Genomic DNA, 21,551 nt, shown 5'->3' with positions numbered 1-21,551 from the left:
ATCGGATCCGCCGCAGTCCTCCCGCCGAACGGTCCCGTACCGGCCACCGGCCACAGCGCGGCCGGCCACAGCGCGGCCGGCCACAGCGCGGCCGGTCACACCGCCACGGGGGCACGGCACCGTGGGCCGGGCTACACCGCCGCGGGCTCCGCCTCCGCGGTCTCCCGCTCGTCCTCCGTCGCCCGGTCCCGCGCCTCACGGCGGGCCAGGACGAACCAGCCGACCGGGACGCCCGCCGCGAACAGCCACCACTGGACGGCGTACGCCATGTGGTTGCCGATGCTGTCGTGGTCGGGCGCCGCGATCAGCTCCGGGGTGTCGCCGGACGGCTTGGGCTCGGTCAGCTCGACGTAGCCGCCGAGGACCGGCTTGCCGAGGCGCTCGGCCTGCTGCTCGCTGTTGATCAGCATGACCTGGCGGTCGGGCAGTCCCTCGACGTTCTTGATACCGCTGTCCTCGGTCGTCTGGTCGGGCATCAGCCGGCCGGTGACGGTGATCTCGCCCTCCGGGGGCGCCGGGATCTTCGGGAAGGCGGTCTGGCTTCCCTCGTTCGACGGGATCCAGCCCCGGTTGACGATGAGGACCTTGCCGTCGTCCAGGACGAACGGGGTCAGGACGTGGTAGCCGACCCGGTCGTCCGAGTTGGTGCGGCGGCGCACGACGACCTCGTCGGCCCGGTCGAAGTGCCCCTTCGCCGTCACCCGGCGGTAGAGGTCCTCGTCGTCGACCTTCGCTCCCGGCGAGGTCATGGACTCCGCCGGCACGGGCTCCGCCGCCAGGGAGTCCGCGATCACCCTGTTCAGGGCGACCCTGCGCTCGTGGCGGTGCAGCTGCCAGAAGCCCAGCTCGATCATCGTCGGGATGAGCGCGAGCGCCACGAGGGTGAGGATCACCCACTGGCGGGACAACAGGAAGCGGTACACCCCACGACGGTACAACTCGGTCGTGGGGTGTGATGCGGCGGGTACGGCCCTACGCCGCCGTCGGCCGTGGCTCTAGACCTTGTCGACGATCCCCGCCCTTCCCTCCGCGCGGGCGCAGTGGGCGCCGCAGAACCAGTGGCCCTCGACCTCGACGCCCTGGCCGATGATCTGCACCCGGCAGTGCTCGCAGATGGGCGCCATCCGGTGGATCGCGCAGGAGAAGCAGTCGAAGACGTGCACCGCTCCCTGGGCGTGGACCTCGAAGGTCATTCCGTAGTTGTTGCCGCAGACTTCACATGTCGCCATGCGCCACAGGGTGAGCCGTCACCGCGGCGCGGGCGAGCGGGCGGTGGGCGAGTCGCCCGGAATCACCCGTCCGTACGGCTCACCCACGGCTCCGCTCACCCACGGCTCGGCTCACCCGCGGCTCGGCTCGCCCGCGGCTCAGCCGTCCGCGGGCTCGATGTCCGCGAGCAGCTGCCCGAACGCCGCCTCGTCCACCACCGGCGTGCCGTACTGGCGGGCCTTGACCACCTTCGACGTGCCGGAGTCCGGGTCGTTGGTGACCAGCAGGCTGGTCAGGCGGGAGAGGCTGGTGGCGACATGCAGTCCGGCGTCGGTCGCGCGGTCCTCCAGCAGGTCCCGCTCGACGGAGGTGTCACCTGAGAAGGCGACCCGCATGCCCTGCTTGAGGCGTTTGCCCTCTTCGTACCGGCCGGGGTTGGGATAGGGGCATGCGGGCCTTTTGCGGGAGGGGCGCCAACTGGTCTGGCGGTAACCGCCGTAGCCCGCCTGCTGCCCGATCCGGGGAGCGGGCCGGTCCGACCACTCGGTCAGCGGCCGGCACTCGTGCAGCGGCAGCCGCACGCCGCCCGCCGCCGCGGCGAGCAGGCTCGGCCGGAACGCCTCCGCCAGCACGCGCGCGTCGTCCAGCGCGTGGTGGGCCCGCTGCTGTACGACACCGAAGTGGGCAGCCAGCGACTCCAGCTTGTGGTTGGGCAGCGGCAGCTCCAGCTCCTTGGAGAGCGCGATCGTGCACAGCCGTTGCCGCACCGGCGCCTCGCGCTTCGCGCGCGCGTACTCGCGGGCGATCATCTGCCAGTCGAAGACGGCGTTGTGCGCGACGAGCACCCGCCCGTCGAGCCGGGCCGCGAACTCCTCGGCGACGTCCGGGAAGAGTGGCGCCCCCGCCAGCACGTCGCTCGTCAGACCGTGTATCCACACGGGGCCTGGGTCCCGCTGCGGATTGACCAGCGTGTACCAGTGGTCCTCGACCTCGCCGCGGGCGTCCAGTCGGTAGACGGCCGCGGAGATGATGCGGTCGTCGCGGGCCAGGCCGGTGGTCTCCACGTCAACGACCGCGTACCCCTGCGGATACGCGGTCGGCCACGCCGTGGCGGGCGGCGCTGCGGTCGTGTGGTCTTCGAGCATGGTCCATGAGGATACGGGCCGCGACTGACACTCCGGTCCCGCAGGTACCCCGTGGTGCCCGGCGAAACGATCCCTCCGTCAAGTTCCGCGCGGCCGGGAGCGGTTGCGCCGGCAAGGCGCGCGGAGACGGCCGCGGAGCGTCGGTCCGGGGCGCACCGCCCGCCGGGTGGCATCCTCCGCCATGTGACGCAACCCACGCACGACGAGGCCCACGGCGCTGCCCTCGGCACCCGGCTCAACTGGCTGCGGGCGGCCGTCCTCGGCGCCAACGACGGCATCGTGTCCACCGCGGGGCTCGTCGTGGGTGTGGCCGGCGCGACGGACGACCGCTCCGCCCTGCTGACGGCCGGCCTGGCGGGACTGCTCGCCGGCTCGCTGTCGATGGCGGCGGGGGAGTACGTGTCCGTCTCCACCCAGCGCGACTCCGAGAAGGCGGCGCTGGCCGTGGAGAAACGGGAACTGCGCGAGCGGCCGGAGGCCGAGCTGGAGGAACTGGCCGGCCTCCTGGCGGACCGCGGACTGAGCCGTGACGTCGCCAGGGAGGCGGCCGAGCAGCTGACCCGGCGGGACGCGCTGCGCGCCCACGCGCGCGTGGAGCTCGGCATCGACCCCGACGAGCTGACCAACCCGTGGCACGCGGCCTGGGCCAGCTTCCTGGCGTTCACCGTCGGCGCGTTGCTGCCACTGCTGGCGATCGTGCTGCCGCCGGCCGGCCCGCGGCTGGCGGTCACCGTCGGCTGCGTGCTGGGCGCTCTCGTCCTCACGGGCTGGAGCAGCGCCCGTCTGGGCGCGGCCCCGCCGGGCCGGGCGGTGCTGCGCAACGCGACAGGCGGCGCCCTGGCCATGGCGGTCACGTACGCGACGGGTTCCCTGCTGGACGTCGCCGGGGTGTAGCGGTGCCGTGCGACCGGCTACGGGTGCGGGATCACCACCGGATCGGGATCACCACCGGATCGGTATCGGAAGGGCCGTCAGGAGGCCCGACACCGCGACCACCACGCCCAGCGCGGCGACCTCCGCGCGCGCGGGCGAGCAGGCGGTCAGCGGGTCGGCCGCGCGGCTCAGCCGGACCCTGGCCCACAGGGCGAGCGCGGCGACGGCGGCCACCAGGATCACCTTGGCGAGCAGGACCCGCCCGTACGCCGTGTCCGTCAACTGGTCCACGATTGTGCCCGGCGGCATCCGGCGCAGCGAACTGCACACCCCCGTCGCCGTGATGGCGGCGAGCAGAACGGCCGCCACGCGCGCGTAGAGGCCCAGCAGCGCCGGACCCGCCTCGGCGCCCCGCCACTGCCGCAGGACCCGCAGCGCGTACAGGAGGCCGCCCGCCCACAGCGAGGCGCACGTCAGGTGGACGAGGGTCAGGCCGGAGCCGAGGAGCGGGCTGTACTCGGTGGTGGGGTGTGCGCGCAGTGCCTCCGCGACGATCACGGCGGCCAGCGGCCAGACCTGGAGGCCCGGCCGGCGCGAAGTGGCGCACAGGCCGGCCGCCAGGAACCCGTTGACCTCCAGGAGCGCGAGCTTGCCGTCACGGGACTCGTAGAGGCCGCCGACGTCGATGTCGGCGACGCTGTCCGGCACCAGATTGCCCGTGGCCACGACCGACGCCAGACCCAGCGCGGCGACGAAACCGACGGCGGCCGCGTACGGCGACCAGCCGTGTGGCCGGTCCGGGGGAGCGCCGGGGAGCGACCGGGCCAGCCGGTTCACGAAGAGCTCGCCGACCGGAACGCTCAGCGCGGCGAAGAGCACCGTGCGCAGCAGGGCTATGCCGCCGGTGCCGGGTGCCTCGGCCTCCCCGGTGCCGTGCAGGGCGGGGGACGGGCCGAGGACGGGTATCAGCGCGGCCAGCACCACCAGCACGAGCACGGCCACGGTCCGGGCGGTACCGGCGGTGCCGGCGGTGCCGGCGGGCCGCGCGCGCCGTCCGGTGCCGACGTTCCGGAACGGAGGTCTTGTCAAGGTCACCTCGAGATCTTCACCAGCTCCCCGGATCCGGGCAAGTTCCGGAAAACGACTGGCGGTCCGGCGTTCCACACATGAGGACGTTCTCGGCCGCCCGTACGGTTCGGGACGGCCCGGGCACGGGTGAGGGACGCGTCACATCCCCCGGCCTCACGTCCACCCCGCGTCACGTCCACCGTGCGGCGGGAGCGCGGAAGCGGGCCGGGAGGCTGCTCCCGGCCCGCTTCACGCGCGCGTGTGAGTCGTGCGAGTACCGGCGGCCACCAGCGCTCCGGCGGCCACCAGGACCGCGGCTACCAGGTCACCGCGTCCAGCGCGTCGGTCATGCCCCAGCCGTAGAAGCCGTTGCGGTTCTTGGAGCCCTCGCACACCGCGTCGACCTTGCCGTCGCCGTCGATGTCGTACGGCTTGGTGCACGGCGTGGCGTCGGCCTGTGCGTACAGCAGGGCCTTGACCATGGCCGGCGAGGCGTACGGATGCGTCGACTTGATCAGGGCCGCGACGCCCGCGACGTGCGGCGACGCCATCGACGTACCGGCCATGTAGCCCCACTTGCCGCCGGGCAGCGTGCCCAGGATCAGTCCGCTGGTCGCGGGCGGCTCCGGCGTCTGGTAGGCCGTCGAGTCGCCGCCGGGGGCGGCGATGTCGACCACCCCCAGGCCGTGGTTGGAGAAGGACGACTTGAGGTCCTTGGCGCCGGTCGACGCGACCGTCACGACACCCGGCAGCTGGGTCGGGATGTCGAGGCACTCGGACGGGTCGATCACCCGGTCCGAGGGCGTGGAGTCGTTCGGGGAGACCGGGTCGGTGATCTCGTCGGCCGCCAGGTCGTAGTTCTCGTTGCCGGCCGCGGCGACGTTGACCGCGCCCTTGCGCTCCGCGTACCGCGAGGCCCGGGTGACCGCCTCCAGGAGCGCCTTCTGGTCCGGGTCGTCCTTGCAGTTGAAGTACCAGGGGTCGGTGTAATAGCTGTTGTTGGTCACGTCCACGTCGTGCTCGGCCGCCCACATGAAGCCGCAGACCACGGCCTCGGTGTAGAAGAAGCCGTCGGGGTTGGACACCTTGATGCCGGAGACCTTCACCCCGGGCGCCACGCCGGTCATGCCGACGCCGTTCTTGGCGGCGGCGATCTCCCCGGCCACGTGCGTGCCGTGCGGGCTCTCCGCCGCGCTCGGCCGCCAGGCGCCGTCGGTGGTGTCCGGCTTGCCCGAGACGCAGTTGACGGAGGCGTCCCGGTCGAAGTTCGGGGCGATGTCGGGGTGAGTGTCGTCCACGCCGGTGTCGATGACCGCGACCGTCACCTTGCTGCTGCCCAGCGACTTCTCGTGCGCCTTGTCCGCCTTGATGGCGGGCAGGTCCCACTGGAGGGGCTGCAGCGGGTCCTGCCCCTCGGCGGCCTGGGCGGCGGCCTGGGCGGCGGCGATCTCCCGACTGCCGAGCACCCGCGGCGCACCCGTGTCGGTCGTGGCGGCCGAGGGCAGCGGCGCGGTGCGGGTGGCGCCGGCCGACTGCACGCCGCGCACCTTGCGGACGGTCTTGGCGAAGTCCGGGTCCGAGGAGTGGACGACGATCACGCCGATGCGGTCGTACGACGTCACGATCGTGCCGCCGGCCTTGGCTATCGCCCGCTTCACATGCGCCGAAGGGCCCTGCCCGGCGCGGACGTTGACGACGTAGGAGAGCGGGGACGCCGCGTCGGCCGAGAGGGCGGGTGCGGCCTGAGCGGTCTCCGAGGCCTCCGCGGCGGAGGCGGGGACGCCCGGCAGGAAGGCGAGGGACGCTGCCACGGCCATGCCGGCCGGGATCGCGAGGGCACGACGGTGACGCGGGTGGAACGCTGTCATGTGCGATGTCTCCAGTTGGTTCGCGGAAGGGAGTGAAACCCCGGATCGGGGAGGTACGAGCCGGTCACCTCACCGCGCGCAGCGCGTTGACGATGCCGAAGCCATAGAAGCCGTTGGTCCGCTTGCCGCCCGCGCACGTGGCGTCCTGCGTGCCGTCGCCGTCCTGGTCGTAGGAGGCCGGGCAGCCCGGGTTGTCCGCCTGTGCCTTCAGCAGCGCCTGGAGCATCGCGGGGGATGCGTGCCGGTACTCCGACTTCAACAGCGCGGCGACGCCCGCGGCGTGCGGCGAGGCCATCGAAGTGCCTTGCAGGTAGCCGTACTCGTTGTTCGGCATGGTGGACAGGATGCGGCCGTTCTTCGACGGCGTGTCCGGGATCTGGTACCGCCCGTCGCCGCCCGGCGCCGCGACGTCCACGACACCCTTGCCGTACGAGGAGTAGTAGGACTTCTCCTTGTCGACGCCCGTCGCGCTGACGGTGACGATGCCCGGCAGCTGGGTCGGCACGTCGTAGCACTCGTGCGGGTCGATGGTCCGCGTCACCGGCGTGGAGTCGTCGGGGCTGGAGTCGTCGACGATCGCGTCGGAGTCCAGGTCGTGGTTGGAGTTGCCGGCGGAGGCGAGGTGCAGCGTGCCCTTGCGCTGGGCGTACAGCTGGGCCCGGTTGACCGCGTCGACGATCGCCCGCTGGTCCGGGTCGTCCATGCAGTTGTACAGCCAGGGGTCCACGTAGTAGCTGTTGTTCGTGATCTCCACGCCGTGGTCGGCGGCGAACATGAACGCGCACACGACGTTCTCGGGGTAGAAGAGCCCGTTGTCCGGGTCGCTCACCTTGATGCTCGACACCTTCACGCCCGGCGCCACGCCCGCGACGCCGATGCCGTTGCGGGCGGCGGCTATCTCACCGGCCACGTGGGTGCCGTGGTAGTCGTCGGCGGTGTACGGCCGCCAGGCGCCCTCGCTGGTGTCGGCCTTGCCACCGACGCAGTTGGCGGACTGCGAGGCGGAGAAGTTCGGGGCGAGGTCGGGATGGGTGTCGTCCACGCCGGTGTCGATGACGGCGACGGTGACCCGGGAGCTGCCCGGGTTGATCTGCGCGGCCTTGTCGGCGCCTATCGCGCGCAGGTCCCACTGGTCCGCTTCCAGCGGCTCGCCGGCGCCCGCGGCGGCGGACGCCTTCGCGGTCCGCGCGGCCTGCTCGGCGGAGAGCAGCTCGGCGGCGCCCTGGTCCGTGGTCCCGGCGGCGGTCAGCGGCGCGGTACGGGTCGCGCCCGCCGAGCGCACCCCGGGGGCCTCGCGTATCCGCTCGCCGAATTCCGGATTCGACGAGTGGACGACGATCACGCCGATCTTCCGGTACGTGGTGACGACGCTGCCGCCGGCCTCGGATATCGCCCGCTTCACCGACGCGATCGTGCGGTGGTCCGTCCTCGTGTTGACGACGTACGCCAGGCTGGGCGCGTCCGCGGCCGGGGCGGCCCGCGCCGCCTGGGCGGCGGCTTCCGCCTGCGGGGCGGCCGAGGCGGCCGCCGGCAGGAAGCCGAGCGACGCGGTCAGTGACAGTACGACGGGTACGGCGAGGGCGAGCCGCCGTCTGGAACGCCGGGTTCGCGACGAGTGCGGCGCATACAGATGATCCATGGGGTCTCCACATCATCCGGAAACGAAACCGGCCCGAGTCACAGGTGGTGGTCGGGCAGGTACATGACGGAGTGGTGCAGGGCGAAGCTATCCCCCGCACTCCCTGGCCAGCAATGACCCGCCGCGGGTGACTTCGGAAAGTGCTCCGGGTGTTGAACCGGTGCGCGGGGGGCGCCGTGTCGTTGGACAGGGAGCCCGAGCACGATCAGCCCCCTGCGAGAACACCGAGGTCCAAGCCGTCATGTCCGTCGTACGAGGAGACTCCGTGGCCACCGACGCACCGCCCCCCTCGAAAGAGGAACGCCCACTTCCCTCCGCCGAGGAGTTCTCCGAAGTGCAGCAGAGCGCTGAGTTCGCCGAACTGCGCCGCTCCTTCCGCTCCTTCGCGTTTCCGCTGACGATCGCCTTCGTGGCCTGGTACCTGCTGTACGTGCTGCTGTCGAACTACGCCGGCGGCTTCATGGGCACCAAGCTGTTCGGCAACATCAACGTCGCCTTCGTCTTCGGCATCGCCCAGTTCGTCACCACGTTCCTCATCGCCTGGTGGTACTCGCGGTACGCCGCCGCGAAGCTCGACCCCAAGGCGGAGGCCATCAAGTCCCGGATGGAGGGCGGCGCATGAGCCCCGCACAGACCGTTTTCGCCGCCGAACTGGCCGCCAACGAGGCCAGCGAGCACCGCCCGCTGATCATCACGCTCTTCGCGGTCTTCGTCCTCGCGACGCTCGGCATCACCGTCTGGGCGGGCCGCCAGACCAAGGACGCCGCCGACTTCTACGCGGGCGGCCGCCAGTTCAGCGCCTTCCAGAACGGACTCGCCGTCTCCGGCGACTACATGTCGGCCGCGTCCTTCCTCGGCATCGCCGGCGCCATCGCCCTCTTCGGCTACGACGGCTTCCTCTACTCCATCGGCTTCCTGGTCGCCTGGCTGGTCGCCCTGCTCCTGGTGGCCGAGCCGCTGCGGAACTCCGGCCGCTACACGATGGGCGACGTCCTCGCCTACCGCATGCGCCAGCGCCCCGTGCGCACCGCCGCCGGCACCTCCACGATCGTCGTGTCGATCTTCTACCTGCTGGCCCAGATGGCGGGCGCGGGCATCCTCGTCTCGCTGCTGCTCGGCATCACCTCCGACGCGGGCAAGATCCTGATCGTCGCCCTCGTCGGTCTCCTGATGATCGTGTACGTCTCCATCGGCGGCATGAAGGGCACCACCTGGGTCCAGATGGTCAAGGCCGTGCTGCTGATCGGCGGCACCATCCTGATCACCTTCCTGGTGCTGCTGAAGTTCAACTTCAACATCTCCGACCTGCTGGGCACGGCCGCCGAGAACAGCGGCAAGGGCGCCGCCTTCCTGGAGCCCGGCCTCCAGTACGGCGCCAGCGGCACCACCAAGCTCGACTTCATCTCCCTGGGCATCGCCCTGGTGCTCGGCACGGCCGGCCTGCCGCACATCCTGATCCGCTTCTACACGGTGCCCAACGCCAAGGCCGCCCGTAAGTCCGTGAACTGGGCGATCGGCATCATCGGCGCCTTCTACCTGATGACCATCGCGCTCGGCTTCGGCGCCGCCGCGCTGGTAGGGCAGAAGGAGATCATCGCGTCCAACCCCTCCGGCAACACGGCCGCACCGCTGCTCGCCCTGCACGTGGGCGGCGTCGACTCGACCTGGGGCGCGATCCTGCTCGCCACGATCTCGGCGGTGGCCTTCGCGACCATCCTCGCCGTGGTCGCCGGCCTCACCCTCGCCTCGTCGTCGTCCTTCGCGCACGACATCTACGCCAGCGTCATCCGCAAGGGCAAGGCCACCGAGAAGGAGGAGATGCGGGCGGCCCGCTGGGCGACCGTCCTCATCGGCATCGTCTCCATCGCGCTCGGCGCCCTCGCCCGCGACCTGAACGTGGCCGGTCTGGTCGCCCTGGCCTTCGCGGTCGCCGCGTCCGCCAACCTGCCGACGATCCTGTACAGCCTCTTCTGGAAGCGGTTCACCACCCAGGGCGCCCTGTGGTCGATCTACGGCGGTCTGATCGTCGCCGTCGGCCTGGTGCTGTTCTCGCCCGTGGTCTCCGGCGACCCCAAGGCGATGTTCCCGGACGTCGACTTCGCCTGGTTCCCGCTGAAGAACCCGGGGATCATCTCCATCCCGTTCGGCTTCCTCATGGGCTGGCTCGGCACCGTCCTGTCGAAGGAGGAGCCCGACGTGAAGAAGTACGCGGAGCTGGAGGTCCGGTCCCTGACCGGCACCGGAGCACACTGAGCCACGCACCGAGCCACCCGGGGGCCGCCCACCGGGCCCCCGGCGACGCGGCCGCTCGTAGATCCCTACGACGCGGCCGCGTCCCACGTCGTGGGATCGGGCCGCTGTCGATGTCGGACCCGTCACGTAGGCTCGCAGGTATCGGAGGAGAGAAGTGCTCCACCGATCCGCGTCGAGGGAGGGGGCCCACGTGCTCATCGACACCTATGGCCGAGTGGCTACCGACCTGAGGGTCTCGCTCACCGACCGCTGCAATCTGCGCTGCACCTACTGCATGCCCGAAGAGGGCCTCCAGTGGCTGGCCAAGCCCGACCTGCTCACGGACGACGAGATCGTCCGCCTCATCGACATCGCGGTCACCTCGCTGGGCATCGAGGAGGTCCGCTTCACCGGCGGTGAGCCCCTGCTGCGCCCCGGCCTGACCGGCATCGTCGAGCGGGTCGCCGCCCTGGAGCCGCGCCCCCAGACGTCCCTCACGACCAACGGCATCGGCCTCAGGCGCACCGCGCCGGCCCTGAAGGCCGCGGGCCTGGACCGGGTCAACGTGTCGCTGGACACCCTGCGCCCGGACGTCTTCAAGACCCTCACCCGCCGGGACCGCCACAAGGACGTCCTGGAGGGCCTGGAGGCCGCCCGCGAGGCCGGTCTGACCCCGGTGAAGGTCAACTCCGTCCTGATGCCCGGGCTCAACGACGACGAGGCACCCGACCTCCTCGCCTGGGCCGTCGAGCACGACTACGAGCTGCGCTTCATCGAACAGATGCCCCTGGACGCCCAGCACGGCTGGAAGCGCGAGGGCATGGTCACCGCCGGTGACATCCTCACCTCCCTGCGCACCCGCTTCGAGCTGACCGCCGAGGGCTCCGAGGAGCGCGGCTCGGCCCCCGCCGAGCGCTGGCTCGTGGACGGCGGACCGCACCGCGTCGGCGTCATCGCCTCCGTCACCCGCCCGTTCTGCTCGGCCTGCGACCGCACCCGCCTGACCGCCGACGGCCAGGTGCGCACCTGTCTGTTCGCCCGCGAGGAGACCGACCTGCGCGCCGCCCTGCGCTCCGACGCCCCCGACGAGGAGATCGCCCGCATCTGGCGGCTGGCCATGTGGGGCAAGAAGGCCGGCGCCGGCCTCGACGACCCGACCTTCGTCCAGCCCGACCGGCCGATGTCGGCGATCGGGGGCTAGGGTCTGCCGTTCGGGCCGGGTCGCAGGTGAGTGACGTGGCCGGCCGGCACCGGCCCGCTGCTAGGCGTCGTCGGAGGATTCCCAGTCCGCCAGCGGGACCACGTCCTTCAGGAAACCCCGGACGCCGAGGAACTGGGACAGATGCTCACGGTGCTCCTCGCACGCGATCCACGTCTTGCGCCGCTCCGGCGTGTGAAGCTTCGGATTGTTCCACGCCAGCACCCACACGGCGGCGGTGCGGCAGCCCTTGGCGGAGCAGATCGGGGTGGTGTCGTCACTCACAGTTCGTCTCACAGGTCCACAAACAAGGCGACGCCGAGCAGCCACGGGGGGAGCTGCCCGGCGTCGGTCCGTCGCTCCGACGGGGGATGCGGAGCGCGTACGAAGTATGTCACGGGTCACCCGCCACCCGGCACCGGAACTACATGATTGATCTGAGGATTTCTCAGGCCTGGCGCGGAATCGACGGCCCTCCCGGCGAGGCACCCACAGTCACGATCTGCCGCGCGGCTCGCCCGCCGCACCCGGCGCCGGGTCGGACACGACATCTTCCGGGACGGATTCCGCGGGGCCGTCGTCGGCCCGCGGAGGCATGATCATCTGCCGGCTCGGCGCCGTGACGAACGTCGACGGCAACGATGGCGCGTTCTCGCGCCCGGCGTTGGCGATCACGACCGCGATGTACGGCAGGACCGCACCGAGGACCAGGGCCACGATCGCGACGTGCCGTTCCACGTTCCACAGACAGGCCGCGAGGACCACCGACACCGTACGGACCGACATCGAGATGATGTACCGGCGCTGCCGCCCGCGCACGTCCTCCTGGAGACCCGTCCGGGCCCCGGTGATCCGGAACACCTCGACGTTGCCGCCGGCACTCTGCTTCCGCATCTGGTTCCACCATCCGCCCGCATCGGACTGCCCCCGCCCCGCTCTCGTCCGCGGCCGCTCGGGGACGCCGGTCCCGGACAACTCTCCACGTTACGCCGCACCTGCGCCGCCTACGAGACCGGGGCACCCACGGGCCGCGCGCACCGCGTGCGCCGCGCCACGTACCGGGACACCTCGTTCGGCCGTACCCGGCATGCGCCGTACGCGGTACGGCCGAACACTTGCGGTAATGCTCGCGTGGAACCGTACGAGGAGGCAGTCATGGGCTGGTTGTGGGCGATCATCGTCGGATTCGTACTCGGGCTGATCGCCAAGGCGATCATTCCCGGCAAGCAGCACAGCCCTCTGTGGCTGACGACCATCTTCGGCATGCTCGGCGCCATCGCGGGCAACGCGGTCGCGCGGGCGGCGGGCGTGGACGCGACCTCCGGCATCGACTGGTGGCGGCACGTCTTCCAGCTGGTGGCCGCCGTCATCATCGTCGCCGTCGGTGACGCGATCTACATGTCGGTGCGCGGCAAGAGGAAGACGCGCGAGCGGGCCTGACCGTCCGCCCGGACCCCGTACGGCGAAGGGGCGGTCTCCGGTGGCCGCGAGGTACCGGGAACCGCCCCTCGTACGCACACTCAGGAGCCGGTGACCTCCACCGCGGCCAGGTTCTTCTTGCCGCGGCGCAGCACCAGCCAGCGCCCGTGCAGCAGGTCCGTCTCGGCGGGGACGGCGTCCTCGCCGGTGACCTTGGCGTTGTTCACGTAGGCGCCGCCCTCCTTGACCGTGCGGCGCGCGGCGGACTTGCTGGCGACCAGGCCGACCTCGGCGAACAGGTCCACGACCGGGCCCGGCTCGGCGACCTTGACGTGCGGCAGCTCGGAGAGGGCCGCGGCCAGCGTCCGCTCGTCCAGCTCCGCCAGGTCGCCCTGGCCGAAGAGAGCCTTGGACGCGGCGATCACGGCGGCCGTCTGGCCGGCACCGTGCACCAGCGTCGTCAGCTCCTCGGCCAGCGCGCGCTGTGCGGCCCGGGCCTGCGGACGTTCCTCGGTCTGCCGCTCCAGCTCCTCCAGCTCCTCGCGGGACCGGAAGGACAGGATGCGCAGGTACTTCGAGATGTCCCGGTCGTCCGCGTTCAGCCAGAACTGGTAGAACGCGTACGGCGTGGTCAGCTCCGGGTCGAGCCAGACGGCGCCGCCCTCGGTCTTGCCGAACTTGGTGCCGTCCGCCTTCGTCATCAGCGGCGTCGCGTACGCGTGCACGGTGGCGTCCGGCTCCAGCCGGTGCAGCAGGTCGAGGCCGGCCGTGAGATTGCCCCACTGGTCGCTGCCGCCCCCCTGGAGCGTGCAGCCGTACCTCCGGTAGAGCTGGAGGAAGTCCATGGCCTGGAGCAGCTGGTAGCTGAACTCCGTGTAGCTGATGCCCTCGGAGGACTCCAGCCGCCGGGCGACCGAGTCCTTGGTCAGCATCTTGTTGACCCGGAAGTGCTTGCCGATGTCCCGCAGGAACTCGATCGCGGAGAGCCCCTCGGTCCAGTCGAGGTTGTTGACCATCACGGCCGCGTTCTCGCCCTCGAAGGACAGGAACGGCTCGATCTGGCCGCGCAGCCGCTCGACCCAGCCCGCGACGGTCTCCGGCGAGTTCAGCGTGCGCTCAGCGGTCGGACGCGGGTCGCCGATCTGGCCCGTGGCACCGCCGACCAGCGCCAGCGGCCGGTGACCGGCCTGCTGGAGCCGGCGCACGGTGAGCACCTGCACCAGGTGCCCCACGTGCAGGGACGGCGCGGTCGGGTCGAAACCGCAATAGAACGTGACGGGACCGTCCGCGAGCGCCTTGCGCAGTGCGTTCTCGTCGGTGGACTGGGCGAACAGCCCGCGCCACTGCAACTCGTCGACGATGTCCGTCACGGTTCTCGTGTCTCCTACGTGCTCATGCGTGCTGATGATCTTCGGGCAGTCGGGTGACGGCCGACTACGAGGTTATACGCCCTGGCTGACAGAGCTCATATTGAAATCGGGGACGCGCAGCGCGGGCATCGCGGCCCTGGTGAACCAGTCGCACCATTCCCTGGGCAGCGTCTTGTCCGTGCGCCCCGCCTCCGTGGCCCGGCCCAGCAGACTCACCGGCGACTCGTTGAACCGGAAGTTGTTCACCTCGCCGACGACCTCGCCGCTCTCGACGAGGTAGACGCCGTCCCGGGTCAGCCCGGTGAGCAGCAGCGTCGCCGGGTCGACCTCGCGGATGTACCAGAGGCAGGTGAGCAGCAGCCCGCGCTCCGTGGAGGCGACCATCTCCTCCAGGGAGCGGTCGGTGCCGCCGTCCAGGATCAGGTTGCCGATCGCGGGTGCCACCGGCAGCCCGGTCATCCCGGCGCTGTGCCGGGTGGTCGTCAGCCGGTTCAGCTCGCCCGCGCGGATCCAGTCGGTGGCCCCGGCCGGCAGCCCGTTGTCGAACACCGACTGGTCGCCGCCCGAGGAGTGCGCGACCACGAACGGCGCGCACTGAAGACCCGGCTCGTGCGGATCGCTGCGCAGGTTCAGCGGCAGCTCGCCGAGCCGCTCGCCGACGCGCGTGCCGCCACCCGGCTTCGAGAACACCGTGCGTCCCTCGGCCGCGTCCCGCCCCGATGCCGACCACAGCTGGTAGATCAGCAGGTCCGCGACCGCGGTCGGCGGCAGCAGCGTCTCGTACCGGCCCGCGGGCAGCTCCACCCGCCGCTCGGCCCAGCCCAGCCGTACGGCCAGCTCGGCGTCGAGAGCCGCCGGGTCGACGTCCTCGAAGTCCCGCGTGGCGCGCCCCGCCCACGCCGACCGGGTGCGGTCGGGCGACTTGGCGTTCAGCTCCAGCGTCCCGTTGGGCTGGTCGTGCCGCAGCCGGAGCCCCGTGGACGTCCCCACGTACGTCGACGTCAGCTCGTGGTTGGCGAAGCCGTACAGCTCCCGGCCGCCCGCACGCGCGCGTGCGAACGCCTCCCCGAGGGCCGGCGCGAAGTCGGCGAACACGTCCGACGAGGTCTCCGCGGGCGCGTCGGTGAAGTCGGGCGAGGCGGGTACGCCGGTGACCAGCGGCTGCGCGTCCTCGGCCGGTCCGGCGCCGCGCGCGGCGGCCTCCGCGGCGCGCACCAGGGGCTCCAGCTCCTCCACGGTCACCGCCGAACGCGACACGACCCCGGACGCCGTGCCCTCCTGCCCGTCCACGGTGGCGACGACGGTGAGCGTGCGCCCGCGGGTGACGCCGTTGGTGGTGAGCGCGTTGCCCGCCCAGCGCAGGTTGGCGGTGGACTCCTCGTCGGCGATGACCACGCACCCGTCGGCCCGGGACAGCTCCAGCGCCCGCTCGACGATCTCGTGCGGCCTGCTCGTACCCGCGCTCATCGGCCGGCCTCCTGGGTGGTGTTCAGGATGTTGACTCCCTTGAAGAGGGCGGACGGGCAGCCGTGCGAGACGGCCGCGACCTGTCCCGGCTGGGCCTTGCCGCAGTTGAAGGCGCCGCCGAGGACGTACGTCTGGGGGCCGCCGACGGCCGCCATGGACCCCCAGAAGTCGGTGGTCGTCGCCTGGTAGGCCACGTCCCGCAGCTGACCGGCGAGCCGCCCGTTCTCGATCCGGAAGAACCGCTGTCCGGTGAACTGGAAGTTGTAGCGCTGCATGTCGATGGACCAGGACCGGTCCCCGACGACGTAGATCCCCCGTTCCACGCCCCCGATCAGATCCTCGGTGGACAGCCCGCCGGGATCCGGCCGCAGCGACACGTTGGCCATGCGCTGCACGGGCACATGGGCGGGGGAGTCGGCATAGGCGCAGCCGTTGGACCGCTCGAACCCGGTGAGCCGCGCGATGCGCCGGTCGAGCTGGTAGCCGACCAGCGTGCCGTCCTTCACCAGGTCCCAGGACTGGCCCTCGACACCCTCGTCGTCGTACCCGATGGTCGCGAGCCCGTGCTCGGCGGTGCGGTCGCCGGTCACGTTCATCAGCTCGGAGCCGTAGCGCAGCTTGCCGAGCTGGTCGAAGGTGGCGAAGGAGGTGCCGGCGTAGGCGGCCTCGTAGCCGAGGGCGCGGTCCAGCTCGGTCGCGTGCCCGATGGACTCGTGGATGGTCAGCCACAGGTTCGACGGGTCCACGACGAGGTCGTACAGGCCCGCCTCGACGCTCGGCGCCCGCATCTTCTCGGCCAGCAGCCCGGGAATCGCGGCCAGCTCCGCGTCCCAGTCCCAGCCGGTGCCGGTCAGGTACTCCCAGCCGCGCCCGGCGGGCGGCGCCAGGGTGCGCATCGAGTCGAACTCGCCGCTGGAGTCGTCCACGGACACGGCGGTGAGCATCGGGTGCAGCCGCACCCGCTGCTGCGTGGTCGCCGTCCCGGCGGTGTCCGCGTAGAACTTGTTCTCGTGCACGGTGAGCAGCGAGGCGTCGACGTGGTCGACCCCGTCGGCCGCCAGCAGCCGCGCGCTCCAGTCGGCCAGCAGCGCCGACTTCTCCGCGTCCGGCACGGCGAAGGGATCGGTCTCGTACGACGAGATCCACGTCCGGTCGGCGTGCACGGGCTCGTCGGCCAGCTCCACGCGCTCCTCGGACCCCGCCGCCTTGATCACCCGCGCGGACAGCTTCGCCATCGCCACCGCCTGCGAGGCGACCCTGGCGGCGGCGTCCATCGTCAGGTCCACACCGGACGCGAAACCCCACGTACCGCCGTGCACCACGCGTACCGCGTACCCGAGGTCGGTGGTGTCCGAGGACCCGGCGGGCTTGGCGTCCCGCAGCCGCCAGGAAGCGTTGCGGACCCGCTCAAGGCGGAAGTCGGCGTGCTCGGCACCGAGCGCACGCGCGCGTGCGAGGGCCGCGTCGGCGAGGGCGCGTAGGGGGAGTGCCGTGAAGGCTTCGTCGATGCTTTGAGGCACCTGCGTCTCTTTCTGTCGACATGACCGGTCGTCTGCCGCGACACCGGGGGCTGCGCCGCATCATGTCGCGTCGGGCCGGACGGGGACCACACCTTTCGGGTCGAGGCCGGGCCCTCGCGACCGGGTCCTGCCCCGGCCGGGCCGCTTCTGTAGGGACCCGACAGCCAGCCCCGTAAGCCACTGTGGGTGCCCGAGTCTTTGCGGACCGACGGGGACCGATAGGTTTTCGAGGAAGCCGCCTGTCATCGCCGCATGCCAATCGGATGTCCGGGCGGATACCAGACCGCTATCGAAAGGGTGATCCGTTGAGCCGCTCGGTTCTCGTCACCGGAGGCAACCGGGGCATCGGCCTCGCCATCGCCCGCGCTTTCGCCGACGCCGGCGACAAGGTCGCGATCACGTACCGCTCGGGTGAGCCGCCGACGGCCCTGACCGACCTGGGCTGCCTCGCCGTCAAGTGCGACATCACGGACAGCGAGCAGGTGGAGCAGGCCTACAAGGAGGTCGAGGAAGCGCACGGTCCCGTCGAGGTCCTGGTCGCCAACGCCGGCGTGACCAAGGACCAGCTCCTGATGCGCATGTCCGAGGAGGACTTCACCTCCGTCGTCGACACGAACCTCACCGGCACCTTCCGCGTGGTCAAGCGCGCCAACCGTGGCATGCTGCGCGCCAAGAAGGGCCGCGTGGTGCTCATCTCGTCGGTGGTCGGGCTGCTCGGCTCCGCGGGGCAGGCGAACTACGCCGCCTCCAAGGCCGCCCTGGTCGGGTTCGCGCGCTCCCTCGCCCGTGAGCTGGGCTCGCGCAACCTCACCTTCAACGTCGTCGCGCCGGGCTTCGTCGACACGGACATGACCAAGGCGCTCACCGACGAGCAGCGCTCGAACATCGTGTCGCAGGTGCCGCTGGGCCGGTACGCGCAGCCCGAGGAGGTCGCCGCGACGGTGCGGTTCCTCGCCTCGGACGACGCCTCGTACATCACTGGAGCCGTCATCCCCGTTGACGGCGGACTGGGAATGGGTCACTGATCACCATGAGCGGAATTCTCGAGGGCAAGCGCGTCCTGATCACCGGTGTGCTGATGGAGTCCTCCATCGCCTTCCACACCGCCAAGCTGGCCCAGGAGCAGGGCGCCGAGATCATCCTGACCGCGTTTCCGCGGCCCACGCTGACCGAGCGCATCGCCAAGAAGCTGCCCAAGCCCACCAAGGTCATCGAGCTCGACGTCACCAATGACGAGCACCTCGGGCGCCTGGCCGACATCGTCGGCGAGGAGCTGGGCGGTCTCGACGGCGTCGTCCACTCCATCGGTTTCGCGCCGCAGGACGCGCTCGGCGGCAACTTCCTGAACACGCCGTTCGAGTCGGTCGCCACCGCCATGCACGTCTCGGCGTACTCCCTGAAGTCGCTGACCATGGCCTGCCTGCCGCTGATGCAGAACGGCGGCTCGGTCGTCGGCCTCACCTTCGACGCCCAGTACGCCTGGCCGCAGTACGACTGGATGGGCCCGGCCAAGGCCGCCCTGGAGGCCACCAGCCGCTACATGGCCCGTGACCTGGGCAAGCAGAACATCCGCTGCAACCTCGTCTCCGCGGGCCCGATCGGTTCCATGGCCGCCAAGTCCATCCCGGGCTTCGCCGAGCTCGCCGCGGTGTGGGACAACCGCGCCCCGCTGGAGTGGGACCTGAAGGACCCGGAGCCGGCCGGCCGCGGTGTCGTCGCGCTGCTGAGCGACTGGTTCCCGAAGACCACGGGCGAGATCGTCCACGTGGACGGTGGCCTGCACGCCGTCGGCGCCTGACCCGCCGCCCTCTCGGGGCCCGCGTCCGTCACGGGCGCGGGCCCTTGGCTTGTCACCCGTTCGGCTCTGTCGGTGGGGCGGCGGGGCGGCCGGCGGCGCACGCTGAAGTACGTCTTCACCACGCGCTTTTCCTCCCCAGTACGGCCGAGGAGGTCCCTTGTGCGACTTTTCCCCCGCCTGGCCTCAGCGACCGTCGCCCTCGCGTGCGTGCTGCTCCTGCCGTACGAAGCGATGTCCCACGCGCGCGTGCCCGCCGCGGACACCGCGGACACCGTGTCGGGACGGCTCTTCGGCGCCGAGTGCAGGGTGCGCGTCGACGAATCCGACGTGACCGCCTACTGCCACAACCCGTACCCCGAGGCCGACCACGTGCGTCTGCACGTCGAGTGCGCCCGATGGTGGGACCTCGACGGCGACGGTCCGGCGGTCCGGGCGGGGCCCGCCCAGACCGTACGGCTGGACGGACGCTGCTGGAAGGAGGTCCGGGCGGCGTGGGTCAGCCACCGGCGGGCGCGCTGAGCCGGCCCGGGCGGCACAGGAACGGATAGCCGGCGGCCTCTTCGGCGGCCGTCACGGCGTCCCCCGCGCGGATCGCGTCGACCAGCCGTGTGTGGTCCATGTGCGTCTCCGGCGTCAGCACGCTGCCGACGTCCACGCGCAGCCAGTCCCGCATCACCTCGCCCAGATCCGCGTACATCGCGATCATCACGTCATTGTGCGAGGCGGCCACGACGGCCAGGTGGAAGGTCGCGTCCGCCGTCACGAACGTCTCCGCGTCGCCCGACTCCCAGGCCTCCTCGCGGCGCACCAGCAGGGCGTCGAGCTGCTTGAGGTCCCTCTCCGTGCGCCGCTCGGCGGCGAGCCGGGCGGCGGCGGACTCCAGGGTCGAACGCAGCTCGGCGATGTGCCGGGGGTCGGTGTCGGCGAAGCGGCGCTGCATCACGCCCGCCAGCTCGCTGGTCGCCGCGACATACGTGCCGGAGCCCTGGCGGATGTCCAGCAGGCCGTTGTGGGCCAGCGCGCGGACCGCCTCGCGGACCGTGTTCCGGGCGACACCGAGCTGTTCGACCAACTCGGGCTCGGTCGGGATGCGGGAGCCGACCGGCCACTCGCCCGAGGCGATCTGCTGGCGCAGCGCCGCGATGACCTGCTCGGACAGCGCCGAACGACGGGGGTGACTCAGGGGCATGGCTCACCTTCGCACGCGAGTGGACAATCAATCATCCCATGATCCTATGATGGGTCTCATGCCTCATGACGAAACCCGGACGGAGACTCGGACCGAAACTCGGACGGAATCCCCGAAGTCCACGACCCACGGCGAGCCGGCCGGGCCCCACGCCCGGGTGCCCGGCAGCGCGCCCGAAACGCCCGGCACGCGCGCGTGGACGACGTGGACGACCCGCCTGCTCCTCCTCGGCATCGTCCTGGCCGCGTTCAATCTGCGCCCCGCGATCACGAGCCTGGGCGCACTCCTGGAAGAGGTCCGCGACGGGCTGGGCATGAGCGGCAGCGTGGCCGGACTGCTCACGTCCGTGCCCCCGCTCTGCTTCGCCGTCTTCGGGGTCACCGCCCCGCGGCTGGCTCGCCGCTTCGGACCCGGCGCGGTGGTCTGCGCGGGCATGGCCGCCATCACCGCAGGCCTGCTCATACGCCCGTACGCGGGCGGCACGGCAGGCTTCCTGGCCGCCACCGCCCTCGCGCTGATGGGGATCGCGGTCAGCAACGTCCTGATGCCGGTCATCGTCAAGCGCTACTTCCCCGACCGGGTCGGTTCCATGACCGGCCTGTACTCGATGGCGCTCGCGTTCGGCACCTCGATCGCCGCCGCGGCGACCGTGCCCGTGACGAACGCGCTGGGCGGGCACTGGCAGCCGGGCCTCGCCGTGTGGGCCGCGGTGGGGGCGGCGGCCGTCCTGCCGTGGATCCCGTTCGTACGGGACCGGAAGGCACCGTCCACGCCGCCGCCCGCCCGGGACGTCTCCGACCGGAACATCTCCGACGGGAACATCTCCGACGGGGACGGGGACGGGGACGCGGCTGACGGGACCACCGCCGAGTCCGCGACCGCGCGTGCGGACCGGCCGACGGAGCGGTCCGCCGGACAACCCCCGCTGCGGATCACCCGCAGCCGGACGGCCTGGGCGCTCGCCGTCTTCTTCGGCCTCCAGGCCACCGCCGCCTACATCACGATGGGCTGGATGGCGCAGATCTTCCGGGACGCGGGCGTCTCCGCCGGCACCGCGGGGCTGCTGCTCGCCGTCATCATGGTGATGGGCGTGCCGCTCGCCTTCGTCATCCCGCGCGTGGCGACCCGCCTGCCCCACCAGGGCCCGATCGTGCTGGTACTGGGTCTGTGCGGGCTCGCCGGATACGCCGGCCTGTACTTCGCCCCGGCCGGCGGCGCCTGGGCCTGGGCCCTGCTGCTCGGCGTCTCCAACTGCGCCTTCCCGCTCGCCCTGACCATGGTCGGGATGCGGGCCAGGACCGGTGCCGGCGTCGCCCAGCTGTCCGCCTTCGCGCAGAGCACCGGCTACCTGATCTCCATCCCCGGGCCGCTGCTGGTGGGCGTGCTCTACCAGCACAGCGGGGGCTGGGGCCTGCCGATCGCGCTGATGAGCGCCCTGATGGTGCCGCAGATCGTGGTGGGCTTCCTGGCCGGCCGTGACCGCACGGTGGAGGAGGAAGCGGCCCGCTGACCCCGGCGCCGGCCCGCCTGCCCCGGTCGGCGGCCCGCCCGCCTCT

General features: G+C 71.6%; 21 protein-coding genes. 9 read left to right on the top strand and 12 right to left on the bottom strand.

The window, feature by feature from the left end; all coding sequences use genetic code 11:
- Window positions 1-131: 131 nt before the first annotated feature.
- The 3 genes from ACZ4V1_RS24910 to ACZ4V1_RS24900 form a co-directional block, all read right to left on the bottom strand.
- The gene (locus ACZ4V1_RS24910) at window positions 132-923 is read right to left on the bottom strand and encodes an SURF1 family cytochrome oxidase biogenesis protein (RefSeq protein WP_468339748.1); all 792 of its coding nucleotides are present in this window, start codon (window positions 921-923) and stop codon (window positions 132-134) included.
- Between the two features lie 72 nt (window positions 924-995).
- A complete protein-coding gene (locus tag ACZ4V1_RS24905) occupies window positions 996-1,229 on the bottom strand; it encodes a hypothetical protein (protein WP_121746319.1) in 234 nt (77 codons plus the stop codon).
- A 138-nt stretch (window positions 1,230-1,367) separates the two neighbouring features.
- Window positions 1,368-2,354, bottom strand: coding sequence for a DEDDh family exonuclease (locus ACZ4V1_RS24900; RefSeq protein ID WP_468339746.1), 987 nt, complete (start codon window positions 2,352-2,354; stop codon window positions 1,368-1,370).
- Window positions 2,355-2,537: 183 nt separating this feature from the next.
- On the opposite strand from ACZ4V1_RS24900, the gene ACZ4V1_RS24895 reads away from it, so the two are divergent.
- The gene (locus ACZ4V1_RS24895) at window positions 2,538-3,248 is read left to right on the top strand and encodes a VIT1/CCC1 transporter family protein (RefSeq protein WP_468339745.1); all 711 of its coding nucleotides are present in this window, start codon (window positions 2,538-2,540) and stop codon (window positions 3,246-3,248) included.
- 48 nt (window positions 3,249-3,296) lie between these two features.
- Here the strand turns inward: ACZ4V1_RS24895 and ACZ4V1_RS24890 are convergent, their stop codons facing one another.
- The 3 genes from ACZ4V1_RS24890 to ACZ4V1_RS24880 form a co-directional block, all read right to left on the bottom strand.
- On the bottom strand, window positions 3,297-4,322 hold the full coding sequence (locus ACZ4V1_RS24890) for a CopD family protein (protein WP_468339743.1): 1,026 nt from the start codon (window positions 4,320-4,322) through the stop codon (window positions 3,297-3,299).
- Between the two features lie 290 nt (window positions 4,323-4,612).
- Complete coding sequence (locus tag ACZ4V1_RS24885) at window positions 4,613-6,163, bottom strand: S8 family peptidase (protein WP_468339741.1); 1,551 nt, start codon at window positions 6,161-6,163, stop codon at window positions 4,613-4,615.
- 64 nt (window positions 6,164-6,227) lie between these two features.
- Window positions 6,228-7,802 (bottom strand): S8 family peptidase, encoded by a 1,575-nt coding sequence (locus ACZ4V1_RS24880; protein ID WP_468339739.1) that lies wholly within the window; start codon window positions 7,800-7,802, stop codon window positions 6,228-6,230.
- A 265-nt stretch (window positions 7,803-8,067) separates the two neighbouring features.
- On the opposite strand from ACZ4V1_RS24880, the gene ACZ4V1_RS24875 reads away from it, so the two are divergent.
- From ACZ4V1_RS24875 to moaA, 3 genes are all read left to right on the top strand, one after another.
- Window positions 8,068-8,424, top strand: coding sequence for a DUF485 domain-containing protein (locus ACZ4V1_RS24875; RefSeq protein ID WP_375922535.1), 357 nt, complete (start codon window positions 8,068-8,070; stop codon window positions 8,422-8,424).
- The gene (locus ACZ4V1_RS24870; RefSeq protein WP_468339737.1) at window positions 8,421-10,055 is read left to right on the top strand and encodes a solute symporter family protein; all 1,635 of its coding nucleotides are present in this window, start codon (window positions 8,421-8,423) and stop codon (window positions 10,053-10,055) included. The genes ACZ4V1_RS24875 and ACZ4V1_RS24870 overlap by 4 nt, the downstream gene beginning before the upstream one ends.
- 190 nt (window positions 10,056-10,245) lie before the next feature.
- Window positions 10,246-11,235, top strand: a complete 990-nt coding sequence (gene moaA / locus ACZ4V1_RS24865; RefSeq protein ID WP_468339735.1) for a GTP 3',8-cyclase MoaA — start codon at window positions 10,246-10,248, stop codon at window positions 11,233-11,235.
- A 60-nt stretch (window positions 11,236-11,295) separates the two neighbouring features.
- Here the strand turns inward: moaA and ACZ4V1_RS24860 are convergent, their stop codons facing one another.
- Together ACZ4V1_RS24860 and ACZ4V1_RS24855 are read right to left on the bottom strand one after the other, a co-directional pair.
- Entirely contained in the window at window positions 11,296-11,517 is a 222-nt protein-coding gene (locus ACZ4V1_RS24860) for a hypothetical protein (protein ID WP_468339733.1), read from the bottom strand.
- 210 nt (window positions 11,518-11,727) lie between these two features.
- The gene (locus ACZ4V1_RS24855) at window positions 11,728-12,126 is read right to left on the bottom strand and encodes a DUF3099 domain-containing protein (RefSeq protein ID WP_468339732.1); all 399 of its coding nucleotides are present in this window, start codon (window positions 12,124-12,126) and stop codon (window positions 11,728-11,730) included.
- Window positions 12,127-12,387: 261 nt separating this feature from the next.
- Here ACZ4V1_RS24855 and ACZ4V1_RS24850 point away from each other — a divergent pair, with 261 nt between their 5' ends.
- Window positions 12,388-12,672, top strand: a complete 285-nt coding sequence (locus tag ACZ4V1_RS24850; protein WP_468339730.1) for a GlsB/YeaQ/YmgE family stress response membrane protein — start codon at window positions 12,388-12,390, stop codon at window positions 12,670-12,672.
- An 80-nt stretch (window positions 12,673-12,752) separates the two neighbouring features.
- On the opposite strand, the gene tyrS is transcribed toward ACZ4V1_RS24850, so the two are convergent.
- From tyrS to ACZ4V1_RS24835, 3 genes are all read right to left on the bottom strand, one after another.
- Window positions 12,753-14,021: a tyrosine--tRNA ligase gene (gene tyrS, locus ACZ4V1_RS24845; protein WP_468339728.1), complete on the bottom strand. Its 1,269-nt coding sequence runs from the start codon at window positions 14,019-14,021 to the stop codon at window positions 12,753-12,755.
- Window positions 14,022-14,093: 72 nt separating this feature from the next.
- Window positions 14,094-15,488, bottom strand: coding sequence for a metallopeptidase TldD-related protein (locus tag ACZ4V1_RS24840; RefSeq protein ID WP_468339726.1), 1,395 nt, complete (start codon window positions 15,486-15,488; stop codon window positions 14,094-14,096).
- Window positions 15,485-17,008, bottom strand: a complete 1,524-nt coding sequence (locus ACZ4V1_RS24835; protein WP_468339724.1) for a TldD/PmbA family protein — start codon at window positions 17,006-17,008, stop codon at window positions 15,485-15,487. Before ACZ4V1_RS24835 ends, ACZ4V1_RS24840 begins: the two co-directional genes overlap by 4 nt.
- 305 nt (window positions 17,009-17,313) lie before the next feature.
- Between ACZ4V1_RS24835 and fabG the strand changes: the two genes are divergently transcribed.
- The 3 genes from fabG to ACZ4V1_RS24820 all read left to right on the top strand — a co-directional run bounded on the left by fabG (window position 17,314) and on the right by ACZ4V1_RS24820 (window position 19,325).
- A complete protein-coding gene (fabG, locus tag ACZ4V1_RS24830; protein WP_468339722.1) occupies window positions 17,314-18,033 on the top strand; it encodes a 3-oxoacyl-[acyl-carrier-protein] reductase in 720 nt (239 codons plus the stop codon).
- A 5-nt stretch (window positions 18,034-18,038) separates the two neighbouring features.
- Entirely contained in the window at window positions 18,039-18,806 is a 768-nt protein-coding gene (fabI, locus tag ACZ4V1_RS24825; protein WP_468339720.1) for an enoyl-ACP reductase FabI, read from the top strand.
- A 159-nt stretch (window positions 18,807-18,965) separates the two neighbouring features.
- Window positions 18,966-19,325 (top strand): hypothetical protein, encoded by a 360-nt coding sequence (locus ACZ4V1_RS24820; protein WP_468339718.1) that lies wholly within the window; start codon window positions 18,966-18,968, stop codon window positions 19,323-19,325.
- Here ACZ4V1_RS24820 and ACZ4V1_RS24815 read toward each other — a convergent pair.
- On the bottom strand, window positions 19,303-19,995 hold the full coding sequence (locus ACZ4V1_RS24815) for a FadR/GntR family transcriptional regulator (protein ID WP_468339716.1): 693 nt from the start codon (window positions 19,993-19,995) through the stop codon (window positions 19,303-19,305). The genes ACZ4V1_RS24820 and ACZ4V1_RS24815 overlap by 23 nt on opposite strands.
- A gap of 58 nt (window positions 19,996-20,053) precedes the next feature.
- On the opposite strand from ACZ4V1_RS24815, the gene ACZ4V1_RS24810 reads away from it, so the two are divergent.
- Complete coding sequence (locus ACZ4V1_RS24810) at window positions 20,054-21,505, top strand: CynX/NimT family MFS transporter (protein ID WP_468339714.1); 1,452 nt, start codon at window positions 20,054-20,056, stop codon at window positions 21,503-21,505.
- The last annotated feature ends 46 nt before the right edge of the window (window positions 21,506-21,551 follow it).

This window comes from Streptomyces sp. NPDC028991, from assembly GCF_055564775.1.
The sequence above is the reverse complement of the archived record's forward strand: the minus strand, read 5'-3'. Positions and strand labels throughout refer to the sequence as shown.